This window comes from Sphingomonas silueang (assembly GCF_040049155.1).
Classification (GTDB): Bacteria; Pseudomonadota; Alphaproteobacteria; order Sphingomonadales; family Sphingomonadaceae; genus Sphingomonas; species Sphingomonas silueang.
The window spans coordinates 115,389-134,637 of record NZ_JBDZDK010000001.1; the positions used below are offsets into that span (position 1 = coordinate 115,389).

General features: G+C 70.9%; 17 protein-coding genes and 1 tRNA gene. 12 read left to right on the plus strand and 6 right to left on the minus strand.

Annotated elements, in window-relative coordinates; genetic code table 11:
• Positions 1 to 160 precede the first annotated feature (160 nt).
• Both ABLE43_RS00500 and galA read left to right on the plus strand, forming a co-directional pair.
• The gene (locus ABLE43_RS00500) at positions 161 to 922 is read left to right on the plus strand and encodes a copper homeostasis protein CutC (protein WP_348976509.1); all 762 of its coding nucleotides are present in this window, start codon (positions 161 to 163) and stop codon (positions 920 to 922) included.
• Positions 919 to 3,810 carry a beta-galactosidase GalA gene (gene galA / locus ABLE43_RS00505; RefSeq protein WP_348976510.1) on the plus strand — a complete coding sequence of 964 codons (2,892 nt, stop codon included), beginning with the start codon at positions 919 to 921 and terminating at the stop codon, positions 3,808 to 3,810. Before ABLE43_RS00500 ends, galA begins: the two co-directional genes overlap by 4 nt.
• Here the strand turns inward: galA and ABLE43_RS00510 are convergent.
• The 4 genes from ABLE43_RS00510 to ABLE43_RS00525 all read right to left on the minus strand — a co-directional run bounded on the left by ABLE43_RS00510 (position 3,776) and on the right by ABLE43_RS00525 (position 7,066).
• Positions 3,776 to 4,504 carry an NAD-dependent deacylase gene (locus ABLE43_RS00510; protein WP_348976511.1) on the minus strand — a complete coding sequence of 243 codons (729 nt, stop codon included), beginning with the start codon at positions 4,502 to 4,504 and terminating at the stop codon, positions 3,776 to 3,778. The genes galA and ABLE43_RS00510 overlap by 35 nt on opposite strands.
• Positions 4,501 to 5,055, minus strand: coding sequence for a DUF2939 domain-containing protein (locus tag ABLE43_RS00515; protein ID WP_348976512.1), 555 nt, complete (start codon positions 5,053 to 5,055; stop codon positions 4,501 to 4,503). Before ABLE43_RS00515 ends, ABLE43_RS00510 begins: the two co-directional genes overlap by 4 nt.
• A 69-nt stretch (positions 5,056 to 5,124) precedes the next feature.
• Positions 5,125 to 6,105, minus strand: coding sequence for a UDP-glucuronic acid decarboxylase family protein (locus ABLE43_RS00520; protein WP_348976513.1), 981 nt, complete (start codon positions 6,103 to 6,105; stop codon positions 5,125 to 5,127).
• Positions 6,106 to 6,139: 34 nt separating this feature from the next.
• Complete coding sequence (locus ABLE43_RS00525; protein WP_348976514.1) at positions 6,140 to 7,066, minus strand: glycosyltransferase family 2 protein; 927 nt, start codon at positions 7,064 to 7,066, stop codon at positions 6,140 to 6,142.
• A 112-nt stretch (positions 7,067 to 7,178) separates the two neighbouring features.
• Here ABLE43_RS00525 and ABLE43_RS00530 point away from each other — a divergent pair, with 112 nt between their 5' ends.
• Positions 7,179 to 7,727 carry a pseudouridine synthase gene (locus tag ABLE43_RS00530; RefSeq protein ID WP_348976515.1) on the plus strand — a complete coding sequence of 183 codons (549 nt, stop codon included), beginning with the start codon at positions 7,179 to 7,181 and terminating at the stop codon, positions 7,725 to 7,727.
• Positions 7,728 to 7,886: 159 nt separating this feature from the next.
• Here ABLE43_RS00530 and ABLE43_RS00535 read toward each other — a convergent pair whose 3' ends face one another.
• Positions 7,887 to 9,317 carry a sigma-54-dependent transcriptional regulator gene (locus ABLE43_RS00535; protein WP_348976516.1) on the minus strand — a complete coding sequence of 477 codons (1,431 nt, stop codon included), beginning with the start codon at positions 9,315 to 9,317 and terminating at the stop codon, positions 7,887 to 7,889.
• 160 nt (positions 9,318 to 9,477) lie between these two features.
• Between ABLE43_RS00535 and ABLE43_RS00540 the strand changes: the two genes are divergently transcribed.
• The 8 genes from ABLE43_RS00540 (at position 9,478) to ABLE43_RS00575 (ending at position 14,671) form a co-directional block, all read left to right on the plus strand.
• Positions 9,478 to 9,603, plus strand: coding sequence for an aa3-type cytochrome c oxidase subunit IV (locus tag ABLE43_RS00540; RefSeq protein ID WP_348976517.1), 126 nt, complete (start codon positions 9,478 to 9,480; stop codon positions 9,601 to 9,603).
• A gap of 1 nt (position 9,604) precedes the next feature.
• Positions 9,605 to 10,732, plus strand: coding sequence for a Re/Si-specific NAD(P)(+) transhydrogenase subunit alpha (locus ABLE43_RS00545; RefSeq protein WP_348976518.1), 1,128 nt, complete (start codon positions 9,605 to 9,607; stop codon positions 10,730 to 10,732).
• A gap of 29 nt (positions 10,733 to 10,761) precedes the next feature.
• Positions 10,762 to 11,130: a PH domain-containing protein gene (locus ABLE43_RS00550; protein WP_348976519.1), complete on the plus strand. Its 369-nt coding sequence runs from the start codon at positions 10,762 to 10,764 to the stop codon at positions 11,128 to 11,130.
• Between the two features lie 113 nt (positions 11,131 to 11,243).
• On the plus strand, positions 11,244 to 11,696 hold the full coding sequence (locus ABLE43_RS00555; protein WP_348976520.1) for an endonuclease domain-containing protein: 453 nt from the start codon (positions 11,244 to 11,246) through the stop codon (positions 11,694 to 11,696).
• Between the two features lie 4 nt (positions 11,697 to 11,700).
• Complete coding sequence (locus ABLE43_RS00560; protein ID WP_055757824.1) at positions 11,701 to 11,979, plus strand: NAD(P) transhydrogenase subunit alpha part 2; 279 nt, start codon at positions 11,701 to 11,703, stop codon at positions 11,977 to 11,979.
• A gap of 4 nt (positions 11,980 to 11,983) precedes the next feature.
• Entirely contained in the window at positions 11,984 to 13,495 is a 1,512-nt protein-coding gene (locus ABLE43_RS00565) for an NAD(P)(+) transhydrogenase (Re/Si-specific) subunit beta (RefSeq protein ID WP_348976521.1), read from the plus strand.
• A 115-nt stretch (positions 13,496 to 13,610) separates the two neighbouring features.
• Positions 13,611 to 14,534 carry a winged helix DNA-binding protein gene (locus tag ABLE43_RS00570; protein ID WP_348976798.1) on the plus strand — a complete coding sequence of 308 codons (924 nt, stop codon included), beginning with the start codon at positions 13,611 to 13,613 and terminating at the stop codon, positions 14,532 to 14,534.
• 61 nt (positions 14,535 to 14,595) lie between these two features.
• A tRNA-Val gene (locus ABLE43_RS00575) sits at positions 14,596 to 14,671 on the plus strand.
• On the opposite strand, the gene ABLE43_RS00580 is transcribed toward ABLE43_RS00575, so the two are convergent.
• Positions 14,659 to 15,873 (minus strand): acyltransferase family protein, encoded by a 1,215-nt coding sequence (locus tag ABLE43_RS00580; protein ID WP_348976522.1) that lies wholly within the window; start codon positions 15,871 to 15,873, stop codon positions 14,659 to 14,661. The two genes, ABLE43_RS00575 and ABLE43_RS00580, sit on opposite strands and share 13 nt — an antisense overlap.
• A 110-nt stretch (positions 15,874 to 15,983) precedes the next feature.
• On the opposite strand from ABLE43_RS00580, the gene ABLE43_RS00585 reads away from it, so the two are divergent.
• Positions 15,984 to 19,211: a PAS-domain containing protein gene (locus ABLE43_RS00585; RefSeq protein WP_348976523.1), complete on the plus strand. Its 3,228-nt coding sequence runs from the start codon at positions 15,984 to 15,986 to the stop codon at positions 19,209 to 19,211.
• Positions 19,212 to 19,249: the final 38 nt, after the last annotated feature.

Below are 19,249 nucleotides of genomic sequence, written 5' to 3' on the forward strand. Positions count from 1 at the left end.
CACCTGCTGTCTCGGACGGACGACGCGACCGGACGAATCCGGATGTGTCGCTTGGGGGCGCCGCATAGGCCGGGGCGGCACGCGAGTCAAGGCGACGGCGGGGGGTTGACCTGCGCCCCAACCGCTTCATTAGTCATACAAACGGATGGGCGAGGGGCCGGTGGCGACCATATTGGAAATCTGCGTCGATACGCTCGGCGGATGCGAGGCGGCGATCGCGGGGGGCGCGCGGCGGATCGAGTTGTGTTCGGCGCTGTCGGTCGGGGGGCTGACCCCTTCTTCGGGCCTGACGCGGGAAGTGGTGGCGCGCGCCCATGCCGCCGGGGTGCGGGTGCATGCGATGGTCCGGCCGCGCGCGGGCGACTTCGCCTATGGTGCCGCCGACGTGGCCATGGCCCATGCCGAGAGCGCGGCGCTGATCGCGGACGGCATCGACGGGCTGGTGTTCGGCGCGGTGCGTGACAGCGCGCTCGACCATGAGGTGCTGCGCGACTGGACGGCGGCGATGCGGTGGCAGCGCCAGGACATCGACCTGACGCTGCACCGCGCGGTCGACCTGCTCGACGATCCGGTCGCGGCGGTCGAACCGGCGATCGCGCTGGGGTTCGATCGCATTCTCACCTCGGGCGGCGCGGTGCGTGCGGCGGACGGGGCAGGCGTGATCGCGGCGATGGTGCGCGCGGCGGCGGGGCGGATCGCGGTGATGCCGGGGTCGGGCGTCCGCCCGGCCAACGCCGCCCGGTTGCTCGCCACCACCGGCGCACAGGAAATCCATGCTTCGGCCAGTGTGCCGGTCGCGACGGCCGGGGGTCGCGTGCGCGCGCTGGGGTTCGACGGACCGGCGCGGGGCGAAACCGACCGGGCAACCGTCCGCGCGCTGGCCGAGGCGGTGACACGATATGACAGGGGAGAGGGCGCATGACCTTGATGAACCGCCGCACGCTGCTGACCGGTACGGCGGGCACGATCGCCGGGATGAGCCTGCCGCTGCCCGCGCCCGCCGCGCCCCGGGCGACGACCGGCCTGCCGCACGGCCTTGCCCCGGTGGCGGGGGTGCCCGGCCGCCTGCCGGTGGTCGATCCGTCGCGGGTGCTGCTGAACCGCGGCTGGCTGTTCCACGACGGGGATATCCCCACCCCGCCGCCGACCGATCACGAAGGCACCTATCTCAACGCCAAGGCGGGCAATGCGCGCGGCGCGGCGGCGATGGAATATGACGACAGCGAATGGGCGGCCGTCACCCTGCCGCACGACTGGGCGTCGGCGCAGCCGTTCGTCGAGAGCGCCAATGTCTCGCAAGGGTATCGCCCGCGCGGGATCGGCTGGTACCGCCGCACGCTCCGCCTCGATCCCGCCGACCGGGGCAAGAAACTCGAACTGCACTTCGGCGCGATCGCCACGGCGTCCACGATCTGGGTCAACGGCAGCGTCGCGGCGCGCAACTTCTCCGGATACAATGCGGTCGGCGTCGATCTCACGCCCTTCGCCCGGTTCGGCGACGAGCTGAACGTCATCGTCGTGCGCGTCGACGCCACGCAGATGGAAGGCTGGTGGTACGAAGGGGCGGGCATCTACCGCGACGTCTGGCTGGCGAAGCGGTCGCCGGTGTCGATCGCGACCGATGGCGTGCACTGCGACCCCCGCAAAGGCGAGGGCGGCTGGCAGGTGCCGGTGGCGGTGACGCTGGAGAGCATCGCCCGCGAGGCCGCCGCCGCCACCGTCACCGCCGACCTGATCGATCCGGCAGGCCGCGTCGTCACCTCCGCGCGGGGCCAGGCGCAGGTGCCGCCGCTCGGCACCGCAGCGGTCGCGCTGTCGCTGCCGATCGCCGATCCCAAGCGCTGGTCGATCGAGTCGCCGACGCTCTACACCGTCCGCGTGCGCAGCAGCGCGCCGGGCGGCGATGACGAACGGCGCGTGCCGGTGGGTTTCCGCACCATCCGCTTCGATGCGAACGAGGGCTTCTTCCTCAACGACACGCCGGTCAAGCTGAAGGGCGTCTGCCTGCATCAGGATCATGCCGGGGTCGGCGTGGCGGTGCCCGAGGCGCTGCTGGCGTGGCGGCTCCGGCGGATGAAGGACACCGGGGTCAACGCCATCCGCTGTTCGCACAACGCACAGGCCGATGCCTTCTACCATCTGTGCGACCGGATGGGCTTCGTCGTGATGGACGAGAACCGGGTCTTCAACCCCGCGCCCGAGAATATGGGCCAGCTCGAATGGCTGGTGCGCGCGCATCGCAACCATCCCAGCATCATCCTGTGGTCGGTGTTCAACGAGGAACCGATGCAGGGCACCGAGGCGGGGGTCGAGATGGTGCGGCGGATGGCGGCGCGCGTCCATGCGCTGGACGGCAGCCGTCCGGTGACGGCGGCGATGAACGGGTCGTTCTATGACCCGCAGAACGTCTCCAGCGTCGTCGACGTCATGGGGTTCAATTATTATCAGGCCGATTACGACAAGTTCCACGCGCTGAACCCGGCCAGGCCCAGCACCTCGTCCGAGGATACCAGCGCGTTCATGACGCGCGGCGCCTATGCGACCGACAGGGCGCGCCACGTGATGTCGTCGATGGATACCGAGGCCGCGCCATGGGGCGCGACGCATCGGGGCGCGTGGGCGGAAATCGCCAAGCGACGCTTCGTCGCGGGCGGGTTCGTGTGGACCGGCTTCGACTATCATGGCGAGCCGACGCCGTTCACCTGGCCGACGATCGCCAGCTTCTTCGGCATCCTCGACCTGTGCGGCTTTCCCAAGACGGCGTACGACATCCACCGCGCGCACTGGATCGACGATGCGGCCGTCGTCGGCATCGCCCCGCACTGGACCTGGCCGGGACGCGAGGGGCAGCCGATCGAACTGCTGGTCACGAGCAATGCCGAGGCAGTGCGGGTGGTGCGGAACGGCCGGACGATCGGCGAGCAGCGCGTCGACCGGATCATGGGCAACGCCTTCACCGTCCCCTATGCGCCGGGGCGGCTCGAGGCGATCGCGCTGCGCGGCGGACGCGAGGTGGCGCGTGCGGTGCACGAGACGGCAGGCCCGGCGGTGGCGCTGCGCCTGACGCCCGCACGCACGACGATGCTGGGCGACGGCGAGGATGTCGTGCCGGTCACGATCGATGCGGTCGATGCCAAGGGACGGCACGTCCCGACCGAGAACCGGATGACGCGCTTCACCGTGACCGGGGCGACGCTGATCGGCGTCGGCAACGGCGATCCCAACAGCCACGAGAGCGAGAAGGCGCCCGAGCGGTCGCTGTTCAACGGCCTTGCGCAGCTGCTGGTGCAGGCACTCGAGGGGCGCGGGCAGGTGACGATCACCGCCGGCGCGGAAGGACTGCGGCCCGCGCGGCTGACGCTCGACCGGATCGCCGCCGAACCGCGGCCTCAGGTGGCGGTGACGCCGGGCGGCGCGTTCATCACCGGCTGGCGCCGCTCGCCCCCCTTGCCGCAGGAGCCCGCACCCACGCTGGCGCCGGGCAGCGACGACAACAACAGCTGGGCGTTCAGTCGCAGCGGCGTCGCCACCTCGCCCGAACCGGCGCACAACTTCCGCCTCTATCGCGCGGCCATCCCGGTGCGGCGCAAGGTCGCGGCGGAGGGCGGCACCATCGCCTTCGCCCGGATCACCGGGCGGGCCAGGGTCTATGTCGACGACCGGCTGGTGGCGACCAAGGGCGATGCGCTGGTCGGCCCCGTCACCGCGCCGATCCCGCCCGGCGCGAAGACGGTCGCGGTGCTGGTGGAGGCGGGCGCGAACGAGCGCTCGGGGATCACCGGGCTGGTCCGGTTGCTGGCGCGGGAGTAGTGCGTAATATCTCCTCGACCCACGCGGGCACCAGCACGCCCGCCGGGCCGAGACGGCTCTCGTCGAACCGGTCCGACCCGGCCGAGCGTTCGAGGTTCAGCTCCAGCGTCGCCGCCCCCGCATGGTTCGCCAGTTCGACGAACCCGGCGGCGGGATAGACCGCGCCCGACGTGCCGATCGACACGAACAGGTCGGCGGACAGGATCGCCTGCTCGATCCGCTCCATCTGATAGGGCATCTCGCCGAAGAACACGATGTCGGGACGCAGCTTCGGCGCGCCGCACGCCGGGCAGGCGCTGCCGGGCGGCAGGTCGTGCTCGTGCGGCCCCCGCACGCCGCAGCGGGCGCACAGATACGACTTCAGCTCGCCGTGCATGTGCAGCAGCCGCTGCGCCCCTGCGCGCTCGTGCAGGTCGTCGACATTCTGGGTGACGATCAGCAGTTCCCCCGGCCACTCCCGGTCGAGCCGCGCCAGCGCGTCATGCGCCGGGTTGGGCACGACCCCGGCCAGCGCGGCGCGGCGCAGGTCGTAGAAGCGGTGGACGAGATCGGGGTCGGCACGCAGCGCCTGCGGGGTGCAGACGTCCTCGACGCGGTGCCCCTCCCACAACCCGCCGGGGCCGCGGAAGGTGGCGATGCCCGATTCGGCGGAGATGCCCGCGCCGGTGAGGATGACGATGTTGCGGATGGTCACACCGCCCGATCCGACAGCGCCTCGGGCGGCACCTCCATCCGCACCAGCTTCCAGCCGAACAGGCCGCGACGCTCGAACACGAAGGTCGGCCCGCGTCCCGGTCCGCTGTTCTTCGCCGTCACCGTCACCGCGAAGCGATCGGTGCCGCGATAGGCATAGTCATAATCGATGTCGGCGCGCGCCGGTGTGTCCCCCGATGCGCCGCGGCGTTCGAGGCGGCCGTTGCGGGCGATCGCGGCGATGCCGTCGGGGGTGACGAAGCCGCCGACCGCGCGATCGACGATCGTCGGCAGCAGCATCATGCCGAGCCCGGCGAAGGGATTGTTCCGCATCTCGGGATCGTTCCGCAGCTTCTCGGTCAGCGCGACGTTCAGCTGCGCCTTCAGGCTTTCGCGCACCGCCGGGAAATCGACCGTCGCCTCCAGCCCGTCGGTATCCCCCGCCACCGCCGCTGCGCGGAACCGGTGCGCCGCCCAGAAGGGCGAGGCGAAATAGGCCGCTCCGAATGCCAGTACGACGATGGCGATCGCGACGCCGATCCTGCTGCGCATATGCCGTCTCCCCCTTGCCCGTCACGGATGGTGACAAGGTTCCGCATTGACCGCAATGCGCAGGGTGGCTCAGCCCGCCGCGCCGCGCAGATAGCCGTCGAAATACTCGACCGTGCGCCGCAACCCCTCGCGCAGCGGCACCGCCGGTTCCCAGCCGAGCGTGCTGCGCGCCCTGGTGATGTCGGGCAGGCGCTGGCGCGGATCGTCCTGCGGCAGCGGCTCGAAGCGCAGCGTCGATTGCGAGCCGGTGATCGCCAGCACTTCCTCGGCGAGTTCGAGCATCGTCGATTCGACCGGCGTGCCGATGTTGATCGGGCCGCTCACCTCCGGCGGGGTGTTCATCATCAGGTGCATGCCGCGGATCAGGTCGTCGACATAGCAGAAGGAGCGGGTCTGCTCGCCGCTGCCGTAGATGGTGATGTCCTCACCCCGCAGCGCCTGCACGATGAAGTTGGAGACGACGCGCCCGTCGTTCGGCGCCATGCGCGGGCCATAGGTGTTGAAGATGCGCACCACCTTCACCCCCAGCCGGTGCTGGCGCTGATAGTCGAAGAACAGCGTCTCGGCGCAGCGCTTGCCCTCGTCATAGCAGGAGCGCGGGCCGTTGGGGTTGACGTTGCCCCAATATTCCTCGGGCTGCGGGTGGACGGTGGGGTCGCCGTAGACCTCGCTGGTCGATGCCTGGAGCACGGTCGCCTTCACCCGCTTGGCGAGGCCCAGCATGTTGATCGCGCCGATCACGCTGGTCTTGGTCGTCTGCACCGGATCGAACTGGTAATGCACCGGCGAGGCGGGGCAGGCGAGGTTGTAGATCTGGTCCACCTCGACATAGAGCGGGAAGGTGATGTCGTGGCGCATCAGCTCGAAGCGCGGATGCTGGAGCAGATGGGCGATGTTGCGCCGTTCGCCGGTGAAGAAATTGTCGACGCACAGGACCTCGTCCCCCGCCGCCAGCAGCGTCTCGCACAGATGCGAGCCGAGGAACCCGGCCCCGCCGGTCACGAGAACCCGGCGACCGGCGCGGGGGGATGCTTTGGGCGAAAGGGTCATCGGACGGCCTGACAGCTAGGGGGTTGGGCGCGCATCATGCGCCGGAACGCTCGCCCTGCACCATGGCGCGCAGGCGCCAGCGCAGGCCGGTCGGGAAATAGCGGAAGTACAGGAACGCGAACAGTTGCTTGGGCGTGGGGCTGCCGTGCGCATAGGCGGCGCGGCGGAGCGGCCCGAACGCCTCGCGCGCGCCGAAGGTCGCCGCCATCTGCGCGACCACCGTCAGGCAGAAGCCGGAAAAGGCGCGCTTCGTCAGCACGTCGCCCATGCCCTCCGCCCACAGGATCGACTGCCGCCAGGTATAGCTGCGGCTGAGCGAATTGCGGTTCTCGGGCACGTAATAGATCACCAGCGGATCGGGCGGGGTGACGAGGGCATAGCCGTGCTGCTTCACCGCACGGATGACCAGCTCCCATTCCTCATGCTGCTTGGTGTCGGTGAACTTCAGCACGTCGAACAGCGCGCGCGGCATCATCAGCGACGATGTCTGGAGGAAGGCGTCGCCGCCGCGGGTCCAGCTGTGCCGGTCGAACAGCCATTCGTCGATCGGCACCCGCCCGTCATAGGGCGTGGCCGGGCGGATGAAGGTGCCGTAGCGGCTGACGACGCGCGACAGGGCCATCACCACCGCGCGTCCGTCGGCAGGCACGGCGGCAAGCTGGCGTTCGAGCTTTTCGGGCAGCCATTCGTCGTCGTCGTCGAGGAAGGCGACCCAGTCGCCCGCCGCCGCTTCCGCGCCGGTGTCGCGCGCCTGGCCCGCGCCGCGTTTGCCGTCATGGCTGATCCAGCGCAGCCGGGGATCGCCGATCGTTCCCAGCGCCTCGCGCGTCGCGGGATCGTCGCCGTCGATCACGACGATGATCTCGTGATCGGCCATCGTCTGGGCCAGCACGCTGCGCACCGCGCGGCAGACGAGCTGCGGTCGCCCGAAGGTGGGAATGACGACAGTCACGGATGGCATTGCAGCGTTTCCCCCCGGTATCGCTCCTTCCTGCCGTAATCGGGCAGGACGGCGCGAGTCAATCGCATGGGACCGCCCTCGACAGCGCTTTGCCCGTGCGCGACAGGGAGGCATGGCCCGCCTGCTCCTGCTCAACAAACCCTATGGCACGCTGTCGCAGTTCACCGACCGGGGCACCGGGGGCGCGCGCGCCACCCTGTCCGATCATGTCGCGGTGGCCGGTGTGTATCCCGCCGGACGGCTCGACCGCGACAGCGAGGGGCTGCTGCTGCTGACCGACGACGGGCGCTTGCAGGCGCGGATCGCCGATCCCCGGTTCAAGCTGCCCAAGACCTACCTCGTGCAGGTGGAGGGTGCGCCCGATGCGGCGGCGCAGGCGCTGCTGGCGCAGGGGGTGGTGCTGAACGACGGGCCGACCCGCCCGGCGATCGTCCGCGCGATCGATCCGCCGGACCTGTGGGAACGGGTGCCGCCGGTGCGTTTCCGCAAGAGCGTGCCCGATCACTGGCTGTCGATCACCATCCGCGAAGGCCGCAACCGGCAGGTGCGGCGGATGACGGCGGCGGTGGGGCTGCCGACGCTGCGGCTGGTGCGCTGGTCGGTGGGGGAGTGGGACGTGGCGGGGTTGCAGCCGGGCGAGTGGCGCGAGGCGGCGGGTTAGCGGCCTAGCCAATGTGCCTGTCGTCACTCCCGCGAAGGCGGGAGTCCATACACGCTGTGGTTTCGATCCTGCACAGTCGTCGGCGTTTATGGATTCCCGCCTTCGCGGGAATGACGAACGTTCGGCGGGAATAGCGCTGGCACCCGTGCGCTCCACCCCTCACGCCGCGTTCTGGTCGATCCCCAGTTCGCCGAGTTTCCGGTACAGCGTCGAGCGGCCGATCCCCAGCCGCCGCGCGACCTCGGTCATGCGGCCGCGATAATGGCCGATGGCGAGGCGGATGACATCGGCCTCGATCTCCTCCAGCGCGCGCAGGTTGCCGTCGGGGCGGAACAGCGTGACCCCCCCGGCATCGCCGCCGCGCGGGCGGACGCCCATCAGCGCAGGCTCATGCCCGTCGGCGATCTGCGCGATCTGCGGGAAATCGGCGCGGGTCAGCGCATCGCCGTCGCACAGCACCGCCGCGCGGAACAGCGCGTTCTGCAACTGGCGGACGTTGCCCGGCCAGCCGTAGCCCGACAGCAGCGCGATCGCATCGTCGGTGATGCCCATCGGCCGCAGCCCCGGCTGCTCGGCGATGCGCGCCAGCAGGTGGCGGGCGAGCGCGGGGATATCGCCGCCGCGCTCGCGCAAGGGGGGGATCGTCACCTGCACCACGTTCAGCCGGTAATAGAGATCCTCGCGGAACCGCCCGGCCTCGACCTCGGCGGCGAGCGTCTTGTTGGTGGCGGCGATGACGCGCACGTCCACCTCGCGAGGGCTGCGCGCGCCCACCGCATGGACCTCGCCCGATTGCAGCACGCGCAGCAGCTTGACCTGCGCATCGAACGGCATCTCGCCCACCTCGTCGAGGAACAGCGTGCCGCCGTCCGCCTCCTGGAACCGCCCGGACTTGCGCTCGAACGCGCCGGTGAACGCGCCCTTCTCGTGGCCGAACAGCTCGCTTTCGACGAGGTTGGCGGGGATCGCCCCGCAATTGACCCGGACGAACGGCTTGCGCGCGCGGGGGGATGCGGCGTGGATCGCATCGGCGACCACCTCCTTGCCGACGCCGCTCTCCCCCTCGATCAGCACCGGTACGCGCGCGCGCGCCGCCTTGGCCGCGATCGCCAGCGCGGCACGGAAGCGGGGGGCGGAGCCGACGATCTCCTCGAAGCCCAGCGGCGCGGACAGTTTCTCGGTCAGCGGGCGCAGCTCGCCACGCGCCTGCGCGCCGACCGCGCCGTCGAGCGCCGCGAGCAGCCGTTCCGGCCCCAGCGGCTTGACGAGGAAGTCGCTCGCCCCGGCGCGCATCGCCGCGACGGCGGCGGCGACCGATCCGTTGGCGGTGAGCATCAGCACCGGCAGCGCCGGGCGATGCGCACGCAGCGCCGCGATCAGCGTGCCCGCATCGGCTTCGGGCGACCAGTGATCGACCAGCACCGCGTCCAGCGCCATCCCGTCGGGCGTGTCGAGCATCGCGACCGCCGACGGCGCATCGGCGGCGAACAGCGTGCGCCACCCGCGCCGCGCGGCGATGGCGGCGACGAGGCGGCGCTGCGCCGGTTCGTCGTCGATGACCATCAGCACCCGCTGTCCGCCTCGCAACATCGCCCGTTTTTCCCATCAGAATCGTGTCGTTGAGGGACGGATGGTGGCACGCCGGCGTAAAGCTGGCCTTAACGCCGAGCGTATCCGGATTGCACTTGGCGACGTGCGACCAACACGTTAAACGCCGGTGCAGAGAAGAATAAGCGAGAGAGGGCGGAAGATGGCAGGCGACGGCCGACCCCCCGCACATGCGGGCACCTACGACAGCTTCATCCGCTGGTTCACCTGGGGCACGGCGATATGCGTGCTGCTCGCCGCGTTCGTCGTCTGGCTGATCGCGTCCTGAGATGCGGATCGCGGTCCTTGCCGAACAGGCCCCCGATGAACGCCGCGTCGCCGCCACCCCCGAAACCGTCCGCAAGCTGATCCAGCTTGGCGCGACGCTGGCCGTGGAGGCGGGGGCGGGCGCAGGCGCGTCGATCGATGACGCGGCCTATGCCGCCGCGGGCGCTACCGTCGCCGACCGGGCGGCGGTGCTGGCCGATGCTGATGTCGTGCTCGGCGTGCAGGGGCCGTCCCCCGACAGCCTGTCCGGCGTGAAGCCCGGCGCATGGCTGGTCGCCGCGCTCAACCCCTCGGGCGAGCGGGCACGGGTCGACGGTTATGCGGCGCTGGGTCTGGAGGCGCTGGCGATGGAGTGGATGCCGCGCGTCACCCGCGCGCAATCGATGGACATCCTGTCGTCGCAGGCGAACCTTGCCGGATACAAGGCGGTGCTCGACGCCGCCGCCGAATATGGCCGGGCGTTCCCGATGATGATGACCGCCGCGGGCACGGTCAGCGCCGCGCGCGTCTTCGTCATGGGCGTGGGCGTGGCGGGGTTGCAGGCGATCGCGACCGCGCGGCGGCTGGGTGCGCAGGTCAGCGCCACCGACGTGCGCTCGGCGACCAGGGAACAGATTCAGTCGCTCGGCGCCAAGCCGATCTTCGTCGAGAAGGTGGCCGGGATCGAGGGCGAGGGCGCGGGCGGCTATGCGGGCGAGATGAGCGCCGAATACCAGGCGGCGCAGGCCGAACTGGTATCGGGGCATATCGCCAGGCAGGACATCGTCATCACCACCGCGCTGATCCCCGGTCGCCCCGCGCCGCGCCTCATCAGCGATGCGCAGGTCGCCAGCATGCGGCCAGGCAGCGTCATCGTCGACCTCGCGGTCGAACAGGGCGGCAACGTCGAGGGTAGTGTCGCGGGCGAGGTGGTGACGCGCCACGGCGTGACGATCGTCGGCCATCGCAACGTGCCGAGCCGCCTTGCCGCCGATGCCTCGGCGCTGTTCGCGCGCAACCTCTACAATTTCCTCGCCGCCTATTGGGACAAGGACGCCGCCCGCCCGGTGCTGCCGCCCGAGGACGAGGTGACGCAGGCGATCGTGCTGACGCGCGGCGGACAGGTGGTGAACCAGCGCCTGACCGCATGACGCGGCGGGCGGCATAAGGAGCGTGGAAGATGGGCCTGTTCAGCAGCCATGAGGTCGATCCGGCGGAAATCCGCGAGAAATACGGCCATGCGCTGATCGCGGGCGAGGAAGTGCTCGCCGCCTTCCGTTCGATCCGCGACACGGCGTTCCTGACCAATTTCCGCTTCGTGCTGGTCGACGTGCAGGGGATCACCGGGTCGAAGGTGTCGTTCCGCAGCATCCCCTATCGCTCGATCACCGGCTTCGCAGTCGAGAGCGCGGGCAGCTTCGACCTCGACAGCGACCTGAACCTGTGGGTCACGGGACAGGCGACGCCGCTGACGCTGAAGGTCAGCCGCAACGCCGATCCCGCGGCGATCCAGCGGCTGCTGGCGGAACAGGTGCTGGCCAAGCGGTGAGGGATGAGGATGCCTCTGCCGATCCTCCCCATGCGCAGCATGGGGAGGGGGACCGTCCGCAGGACGGTGGAGGGGCATCGACCGTTGCCCGCGCGCGACGCCTGCGTCGTGCCATGAGCCTGCCCGAAGTGCTGCTGTGGCAGCGGCTGCGGCGGGAGCCGAACGGATTGAAATTTCGCCGCCAGCATCCGGTCGAACCTTATGTCCTAGATTTCTACTGCGCGCGGTCGAGGCTGGCGGTCGAGATCGACGGCGAGGCGCACGACCGCAGTGACCGCCCGGCGCGTGATGCGACGCGGGACTCCGTGCTGGCGGAACGCGGCCTGACCGTCTTGCGCGTTACGGCGCGCGATGTGCTGGCCGATCCGGATGCCGCCGCCGAAGCGATCGTCGCTGCCGCACTGCCCCTCCACCCCCGGCTGCGCCGGCGGTCCCCCTCCCCAAGCGCGCTTGGGGAGGATCGGGTGGCGCTTCCCCCTCCCCGTGCCGGGGAAGATTTGAACGCCGTGGCTCCGTCGCGGCGGTCCCCCTCCCCAGGCATGCCTGGAGAGGATCAGAAGGACTAACCCCATGGACTTCCTCTCGATCCTGTCGATCTTCGTGCTGGCGTGCTTCGTCGGCTATTATGTCGTGTGGTCGGTGACGCCCGCGTTGCACACGCCGCTGATGGCGGTCACCAACGCCATCTCCTCGGTCATCATCGTCGGCGCGCTGATCGCCGCCGCCGCGGCGGGCGTGCCCGGCGCGAAATGGCTCGGGCTGCTGGGCGTCGTGCTGGCCAGCATCAACATCTTCGGCGGGTTCGCCGTCACCGAACGCATGCTCGCCATGTACAAGAAGAAGGGCTGAGGGGATGCACGCGGCAGCACCGGTCAATCCATGGGTCGCCTTCGCCTATCTGGTGGCGGGCGTCTGCTTCATCCTCGCGCTGCGCGGGCTGTCGTCGCCCGCGACCAGCCGCCGGGGCAACCGGCTCGGCATGATCGGCATGGGGATCGCGGTGCTGACCACGATCTTCACCCATCTGCCGCTGGAGGAAGTCACCGTCGTCGGCGCGACGCCCACCTATGACTATTGGGGGCAGTTCACCGCGCTGGACGGCGTCACCTTCGCCGAAATCCTCGCCGCCATCGGCATCGGCGCGGTCATCGGCCTGACCACCGCCAAACGCATCGCGATGACCGCGATGCCGCAGCTGGTCGCCGCGTTCCACTCGCTGGTGGGCTTGGCCGCCGTGCTGGTCGGGATCGCGGCCTATCTCAATCCGGGGGCGTTCGGCATTTCCTCGGTCGTCGTGCCGATGATCGGGGAGCCGTTCGCGGTCATCAATCCGGTCAGCAAGGTCGAGATGGGGCTGGGCGTCGCGATCGGCGCGATCACCTTCTCGGGATCGGTCATCGCCTTCCTGAAGCTGAACGGCAGCATGTCGGGCAAGCCGATCCTGCTGCCCGGCCGCCATGTCATCAACCTGGGTACGCTGGCGGCGATCCTGTTCCTCGTCGCGCAGTTCGCGCATACCCAGGCGGGCTGGCCGTTCTGGGCGGTGGTGGTGCTGTCGTTCGCGATCGGCTTCCTGCTCATCATTCCGATCGGCGGGGCGGACATGCCGGTCGTCGTCAGCATGCTCAACAGCTATTCGGGCTGGGCGGCGGCGGCGATGGGCTTCACGCTGGGCAACACCGCGATGATCATCACCGGCGCGCTGGTCGGATCGTCGGGCGCGATCCTCAGCTACATCATGTGCCGCGCGATGAACCGCAGCTTCATCAGCGTGATCGCGGGCGGCTTCGGCGCGACCGACAGCGGCGCCGCAGGCGGCGGCGCGGCGATCGACCGCCCATGGAAGCGCGGCAGCGCCGAGGACGCCGCCTTCCTGATGCAACAGGCCGAACAGGTCATCATCGTGCCCGGCTACGGCATGGCGGTGGCGCAGGCGCAGCACGCGCTGCGCGAGATGGGGGACAAGCTGAAGGAACACGGTGTCCGCGTGAAATATGCGATCCACCCGGTCGCCGGGCGGATGCCGGGGCATATGAACGTGCTGCTGGCCGAGGCGAACGTGCCCTATGACGACGTGTTCGAGCTGGAGGACATCAACGCCGAATTCGCGCAGACCGACGTCGCCTTCGTCATCGGCGCCAACGACGTGACCAACCCGGCGGCCAAGACCGACAAGTCGTCGCCGATCTACGGCATGCCGGTGCTCGACGTGGAAAAGGCCAAGACGGTGCTGTTCATCAAGCGGTCGATGGGCGGCGTCGGCTATGCCGGGGTCGACAACGAAGTCTTCTACCGCGACAACACCATGATGCTGCTGGCCGATGCCAAGAAGATGGTCGAGGAGATCGTGAAGGCGATCGAATAGCGCCCAAGGCTGGCGTACCCCCCGCTTTCGCGCCATAGCGGATCGGATACCGTTTTCCCGTCGAACGGCGGGCAGGCGGCAGGGTTTCGGCAACAGGGGGGCGGTACGCTTGGGCATGGGGTTCGACGGGTTCGTCAGCGAGGCGGAAGGACAGCCGCGCACGATCGTGGTCGCGGTGGATGCCGCGGCGGCGGCACCGGCGGCGGAGGCGGCGCGCCACGCGGGCGTCGCGGTGGTCGCCACGCTCGGCTTCGCCGGGCTGGCGGACGGGCTTGCCGACATCGCCCATGCCGACCTGCTGCTGGTCGAGGCGGAGGGCGTGGACGGTGCGGCACTCGACGCGGCGCTGCCGCTGCTCGCCGCGCGGGCGACGGCGGACCGGGCGCGGCTGGTCGTGGCCTTCGTCGCGGAGCAGCTCGACGCGGTGACGCTGCACCTGCTCGGCACGCCGGCGGAACTGTTGTGCGATGCGCGGATCGACGAACGGGTCGCCGCCATCGCGCTGGGCGGCGTGATCGGCGACCGGTTCCACGCGTCGGAGCGCGATGCGGAACGGCTGCGGCGGCTGAATGCCGAGGTGGCGCGCATCGCCGAGGTGCTCGCCCGGCTGGCGCGCGACGAAACCGCGCCGGGCGACAGCGCGCGCGACCGCACCAATGAATTCGTCCCCCCGCCGGGCGCGGTCGAGCCGGTGCTGTCGGCGGCGAAGGTACGCGACGTGATCCGCGCCCGGCGGCTGCGCGGGCGCTTCTTCGATCCGGCGCTGTTCGCCGATCCGGCGTGGGACATGCTGCTCGACCTGTTCGCCGCGCATCTGGAGGACCGGCGGGTATCGGTCTCCAGCCTGTGCATCGCCTCCGCCGTGCCGCCGACGACCGCGCTGCGCTGGATCACGACGCTGGTCGATGCGGGCCTGTTCGAGCGGCGCGACGACCCGACCGACCGTCGTCGCGCCTTCCTGACGCTGACCGCGCGCGGCGCGAACGGCATGACCGGCTATGCCCGGGCGGTGGCGCAGGCCGGGCTCGGCTGGGCCTGAAGCGGGAATAAGGGGGTTGCAGTCCGCCGCGCGGGCGCTATTCGGACGACCTCCCTTATGGGGGCGCTTAGCTCAGTTGGTAGAGCATCTCGTTTACACCGAGAGGGTCGGCGGTTCGAGCCCGTCAGCGCCCACCATCGCCCGCCGGTTCGGCGGGCAGCGGCAGGTCGTCGCGCGGCGCGACCACGCGGCGCGGGCGGAACAGGGTGCGGCCCCATGCCAGCGCCGGTGCCTCGACATAGCGATAGCACAGGAACGACGCGGGCAGCGTCGCCGCCATGGCGATCGCGGTCCAGCCGACCAGGGCACGCTGGCCGAGGTCGGGATCGAGCGCGATCCGCCCGCCGACCACGATCGCGAACACCGGAATGTGACAGAGATAGGTGGAATAGGAGACACGCCCGACCGCCACCGCCGCCGGATTATGCGCCACCGCCCATGCGAGCCGCGCGAACAGCGGCGAGCGGATGCGCACCACCTCCACCTCGACCGCGGCGATCAGGAAGAACAGCCCGCCCGCGACGGCGAGCGTCAGGCATTGCAGGATCACCAGCGGCGGATCGTCGCGCCGCGCGACCGCATAGACCAGCAGCCCGATGCCCGACACCAGCATCGCCTGCCACGGCAGCGGCTCACCCGCATGGCGCGCGCCGAACACCAGCCGCAACGTCATGCCGATCAGGAAGAACGGCGTCATCAGCGGCAGGAACGAATCGACCTGCCAGTGACCGATCGCCCCGGAGAAGGCGAGCGGGGTCAGCGCGAGGATCGCCAGCGTCGCCGCGATCGCCCCGGCCGACCGCCGGGTCAGCAGCAACAGCAGCAGCGGCGCGACGATATAGAATTGCCATTCGAGCGAGATGCTCCATGCCGGGGCGAGGAAGCTCAGATTGGCGTAGCGCAGGATCTCGCCCGGCAGCGCGCCGTGCAGCATGGTCAGGTGCGCGATCAGGTGCGCGGGCCATGCGGCGGCCTCCGACTGAAACCGCAGCGCGGCGGCCGCGCGTTCCGCGGCGAAGGGATTGTCGATGAAGGCCAGCGCATAGAGCGGCCGGACGAGCGCGGCCAGCGCCAGCATCACGACCATCAGCGGCAACAGCCGCCAGCCGCGGCGCAGCAGATACGGGCCATATCCCTCGCGCGCGCCGAGCAGCAGATGGGCGATCACGAAGCCGCTGACCACCATGAATACATTGACCGCCAGCCCGCCCGCGGGCAGCAGCTTGAGCGGATAGCCCGCGAACAGCGCGCCGGTGCCGCTCAGATGGATCGCATGGCCGAGCACGACCCACCATGCCATCCAGCCGCGCAGACTTTCGATCGCGACGAATTTCTTCATGGCTGCCCCCCGGTTCGCAACGCCGCCTTTGCCCGATATGTACCAAGCTATCCAGCGGAAGTCGCTCGATATTCGAGGTTGACGGGGGGATCGGCATCGCGGGGACAGGCATGAACGGCATCGCACCGCTGCTGGTGGCGCTCGGCTATGCCGCGATGCTGTTCGCGGTCGCGTGGATCGCGCGGACGCGGGCGGTGCGCGGCACGCTGCGACGGACGGTCTATACGCTGGGCCTTGCGGTCTATTGCAGCAGCTGGACCTTCTACGGCGCGGTCGGCAGCGCGGTGGTCGACGGCTGGGCCTATCTGCCGATCTATCTGGGGCCGATGCTGGTGTTCGCGCTGGCGCCGCGCCTGCTCGCACGGCTGGTCGCGGCGGTGCAGGCGGACGGGGCGACCTCGATCGCCGACTTCATCGGATCGCGCTTCTCGCGCAGCCGGGGCGTGGCGGCGCTGGTGACGCTGCTCGCGCTGCTCGGCACCGTGCCCTATGTCGCACTCCAGCTGCGGTCGGTCGGTACCACCTATGCCGCGCTGACCGGGATCGACGACGCGACCCGGCCGATGATCGTCACCGCGCTGGTGCTGGGGCTGTTCGCGATCCGCTTCGGGACGCGCGCCGACGGGCGGGGGCGGGCCGATGCGGGGCTGCTGGCGGCGGTATCGGTCGAATCGCTGGTGAAGCTGACCGCGTTCGTCGCGGTGGCGGCGTTCGCGGGCGTGCTGGTGCTGCGCGCCCCCGCCGGGGCGCAGGCCGCCGGGCTGGCGAAGCTGGCGGCCGGGTTCGCCGGGGGGCCGCGACCGCTCGACTTCCTCGTCACCACCCTGCTCGCCGCCGCCGCCGTGCTGTGCCTGCCGCGCCAGTTCCATGTCGCGGTGATCGCCGCCGAGACGCCCGCCGATCCGGTGCGCGCGCGCTGGCCGTTCGTCGCCTATCTGGCGCTGACCGCGCTCTGCGTGCTGCCGATCACGCTGGCGGGGCAGGTCTTGGGCGTCGGCGGGCGCGGCGACCTGCTGGTGATCGGCCTGCCGCTCGGGACCGGTGCGCCGGGGCTGGCGCTGGCGGGCTTCGTCGGCGGCTTTTCGGCGGCGACCGCGATGGTGGTGGTGGAGACGGTGGCGCTGGCGACGATGGTGTCGAACGACCTGATCGCGCCGCTGCTGCTGCGCCGTCGCCGCTGGGCGGCGGGGGCCAATGTGGGGCAGGTGCTGCTGTGGGTCCGGCGCGGCGTGATCGCGGGCATGCTCGCGGTGGCGCTCGGCTATGCGCTGGTGCTGCCCGCGTCGCAGGGGCTGGCGGCGATCGGCATCACCGCCTTTGCCGCGATGGTGCAGTTCGCGCCCGCGCTGCTGCTGGCGGTGGCGCGGGGCGGGCGCGATCCATGGGCGGCGATCGCGGGACTGGGCACCGGGCTGGTCGCGTGGGGCGCGCTGCTGTTCGTGCCGACGCTGGTCGGCCATGCGCTGCTGCCGCTGTCGGGCGGGGTGCTGCTGAGCCTCGCCGCCAATCTGGCGGTCCACCTGATGGTCGCGCAGTCGCGCGCGCCGCAGGTCGGCACCGAGCCGCCGGTCGCGGTCGCGGCGGTGCGCGACCTGCCCGCGCTGGTCGCGCTGGTCGCGCGCTTCGTCGGGCCGGAGCGCGCGGCCACGGCGCTGGGGGCGGGCACCCATGTCGATGCCCGCGCGGCGCGGATCGCCGAGCGGCTGATGGCGCAGGTCGTCGGCGTATCCTCGGCACGGCGGCTGGTGGCCTCGGCGCTGTCGGGCGAAGGGCTGGGGGTGGACGAGGTCGGCCGCATCCTCGGGGAAAGCGCGCAGAGCCTGCAATTCTCGCAAGGGCTGCTCGCCGCCACGCTGGAGCATATCGATCCGGGCGTCAGCGTGGTCGATGCCGACCTCAACCTCGTCGCGTGGAACCAGCGCTATATCGACCTGTTCGGCTTTCCGCCGGGCATGATCCGGGTCGGCGCGCCCGTCGCCGACGCGATCGCGTTCAACGCGCTGCGCGGCGATTGCGGCCCCGGCGAGGTCGAGGGCCATGTCGCGCGGCGGCTGGCGCATATGCGGCGCGGCACGCGGCACAGTTTCGAGCGGGTGCGGAGCGACGGGCGGGTGCTCAAGACGGTCGGCGGGCCGATGCCGGGCGGCGGCTATGTCATGTGCTTCTCCGACATCACCGCCGAGGCGCAGGCGCTGCGCGCGGTGGAGACGGCGCGCGCCGACCTCGAACGGCGGGTGGCGGCGCGTACCGCCGCGCTGTCGGAAGCGAACGCGGCGCTGGCGCGGGCGACCGCCGACAAGACGCGGTTCCTCGCGGCGGCCAGCCACGACCTGCTCCAGCCGCTCCATGCCGCGCGGCTGTTCACCGCCGCGCTGGCGCGCGGTGCCGACGCGCGGCAGCAGCCGCTGGTGACGCGGATCGACCAGTCGATCGCCGCCGCCGACCAGCTGCTGCGCGCGCTGCTCGACATATCGAAGCTCGACGCAGGCGGGATCGTGCCGGTGCCGACACGCTTTGCGGTGCGCGCGCTGCTGGCCGAGCTGATCGACAGCTTCGCCGATCAGGCGCGGGCGAAGGGGCTGCGGCTGCGCCTCGCGCCCGGCGATGCGCTGGTGGCGACCGACCGGGTGCTGCTGCGCTCGATCGTGCAGAACCTGCTGGGCAATGCGGTGCGCTATACCGCGCGCGGCGGCGTGGTGATCGGGGTGCGGCGGCGCGGGGGGCTGGCGCGGATCGAGGTGGTCGACACCGGCCCCGGCATCCCGGCGAAGGCGCAGGACCGGGTGTTCCGCGAGTTCGAGCGGCTCGCGACCGCCGAGGATGCCGGGCTGGGCCTCGGCCTCGCCATCGTTGCGCGAACGGGAGCGTTGCTGGGGGCGGCGGTGACGCTCGACAGCCGGGTCGGGCGGGGGAGTCGATTCGCGGTGGCGCTGCCGATCGCCGACGGTGCCGTCGCCGCCGCACCGGTGCGCGTGGCGGTACGGCCGGTGCGGCCGATGTCCTGTCTCGTCGTCGATGACGATGCGGGCGTACGCCACGCGATGGCGGCGCTGGCGGAGAGCCGCGGGCATGGCGTACGGTTGGCGGCGACTCCCGACGCGGCGTTGCGCCAAGTCGCCGGAGTCGCGGTGGCGTTCGTCGATCACGACCTCGGCGGGGCGATCGACGGGCTGACGCTGATCGGACGCCTGCGCACGGCGGCACCGGGGCTGCGCGCCGCGCTGGTCACGGCGGATGCCAGCCGCACGCTGGCCGAAGCGGCGCAGGCGGCGGGGGTGGCGGTGCTGCTCAAGCCGCTGTCCGGCGAGGCGTTCGACCGCTGGCTGGCGGAGGGGTGAACCGAAGTCGGCTTCCGCCAAGCGGCGATATCATCAGG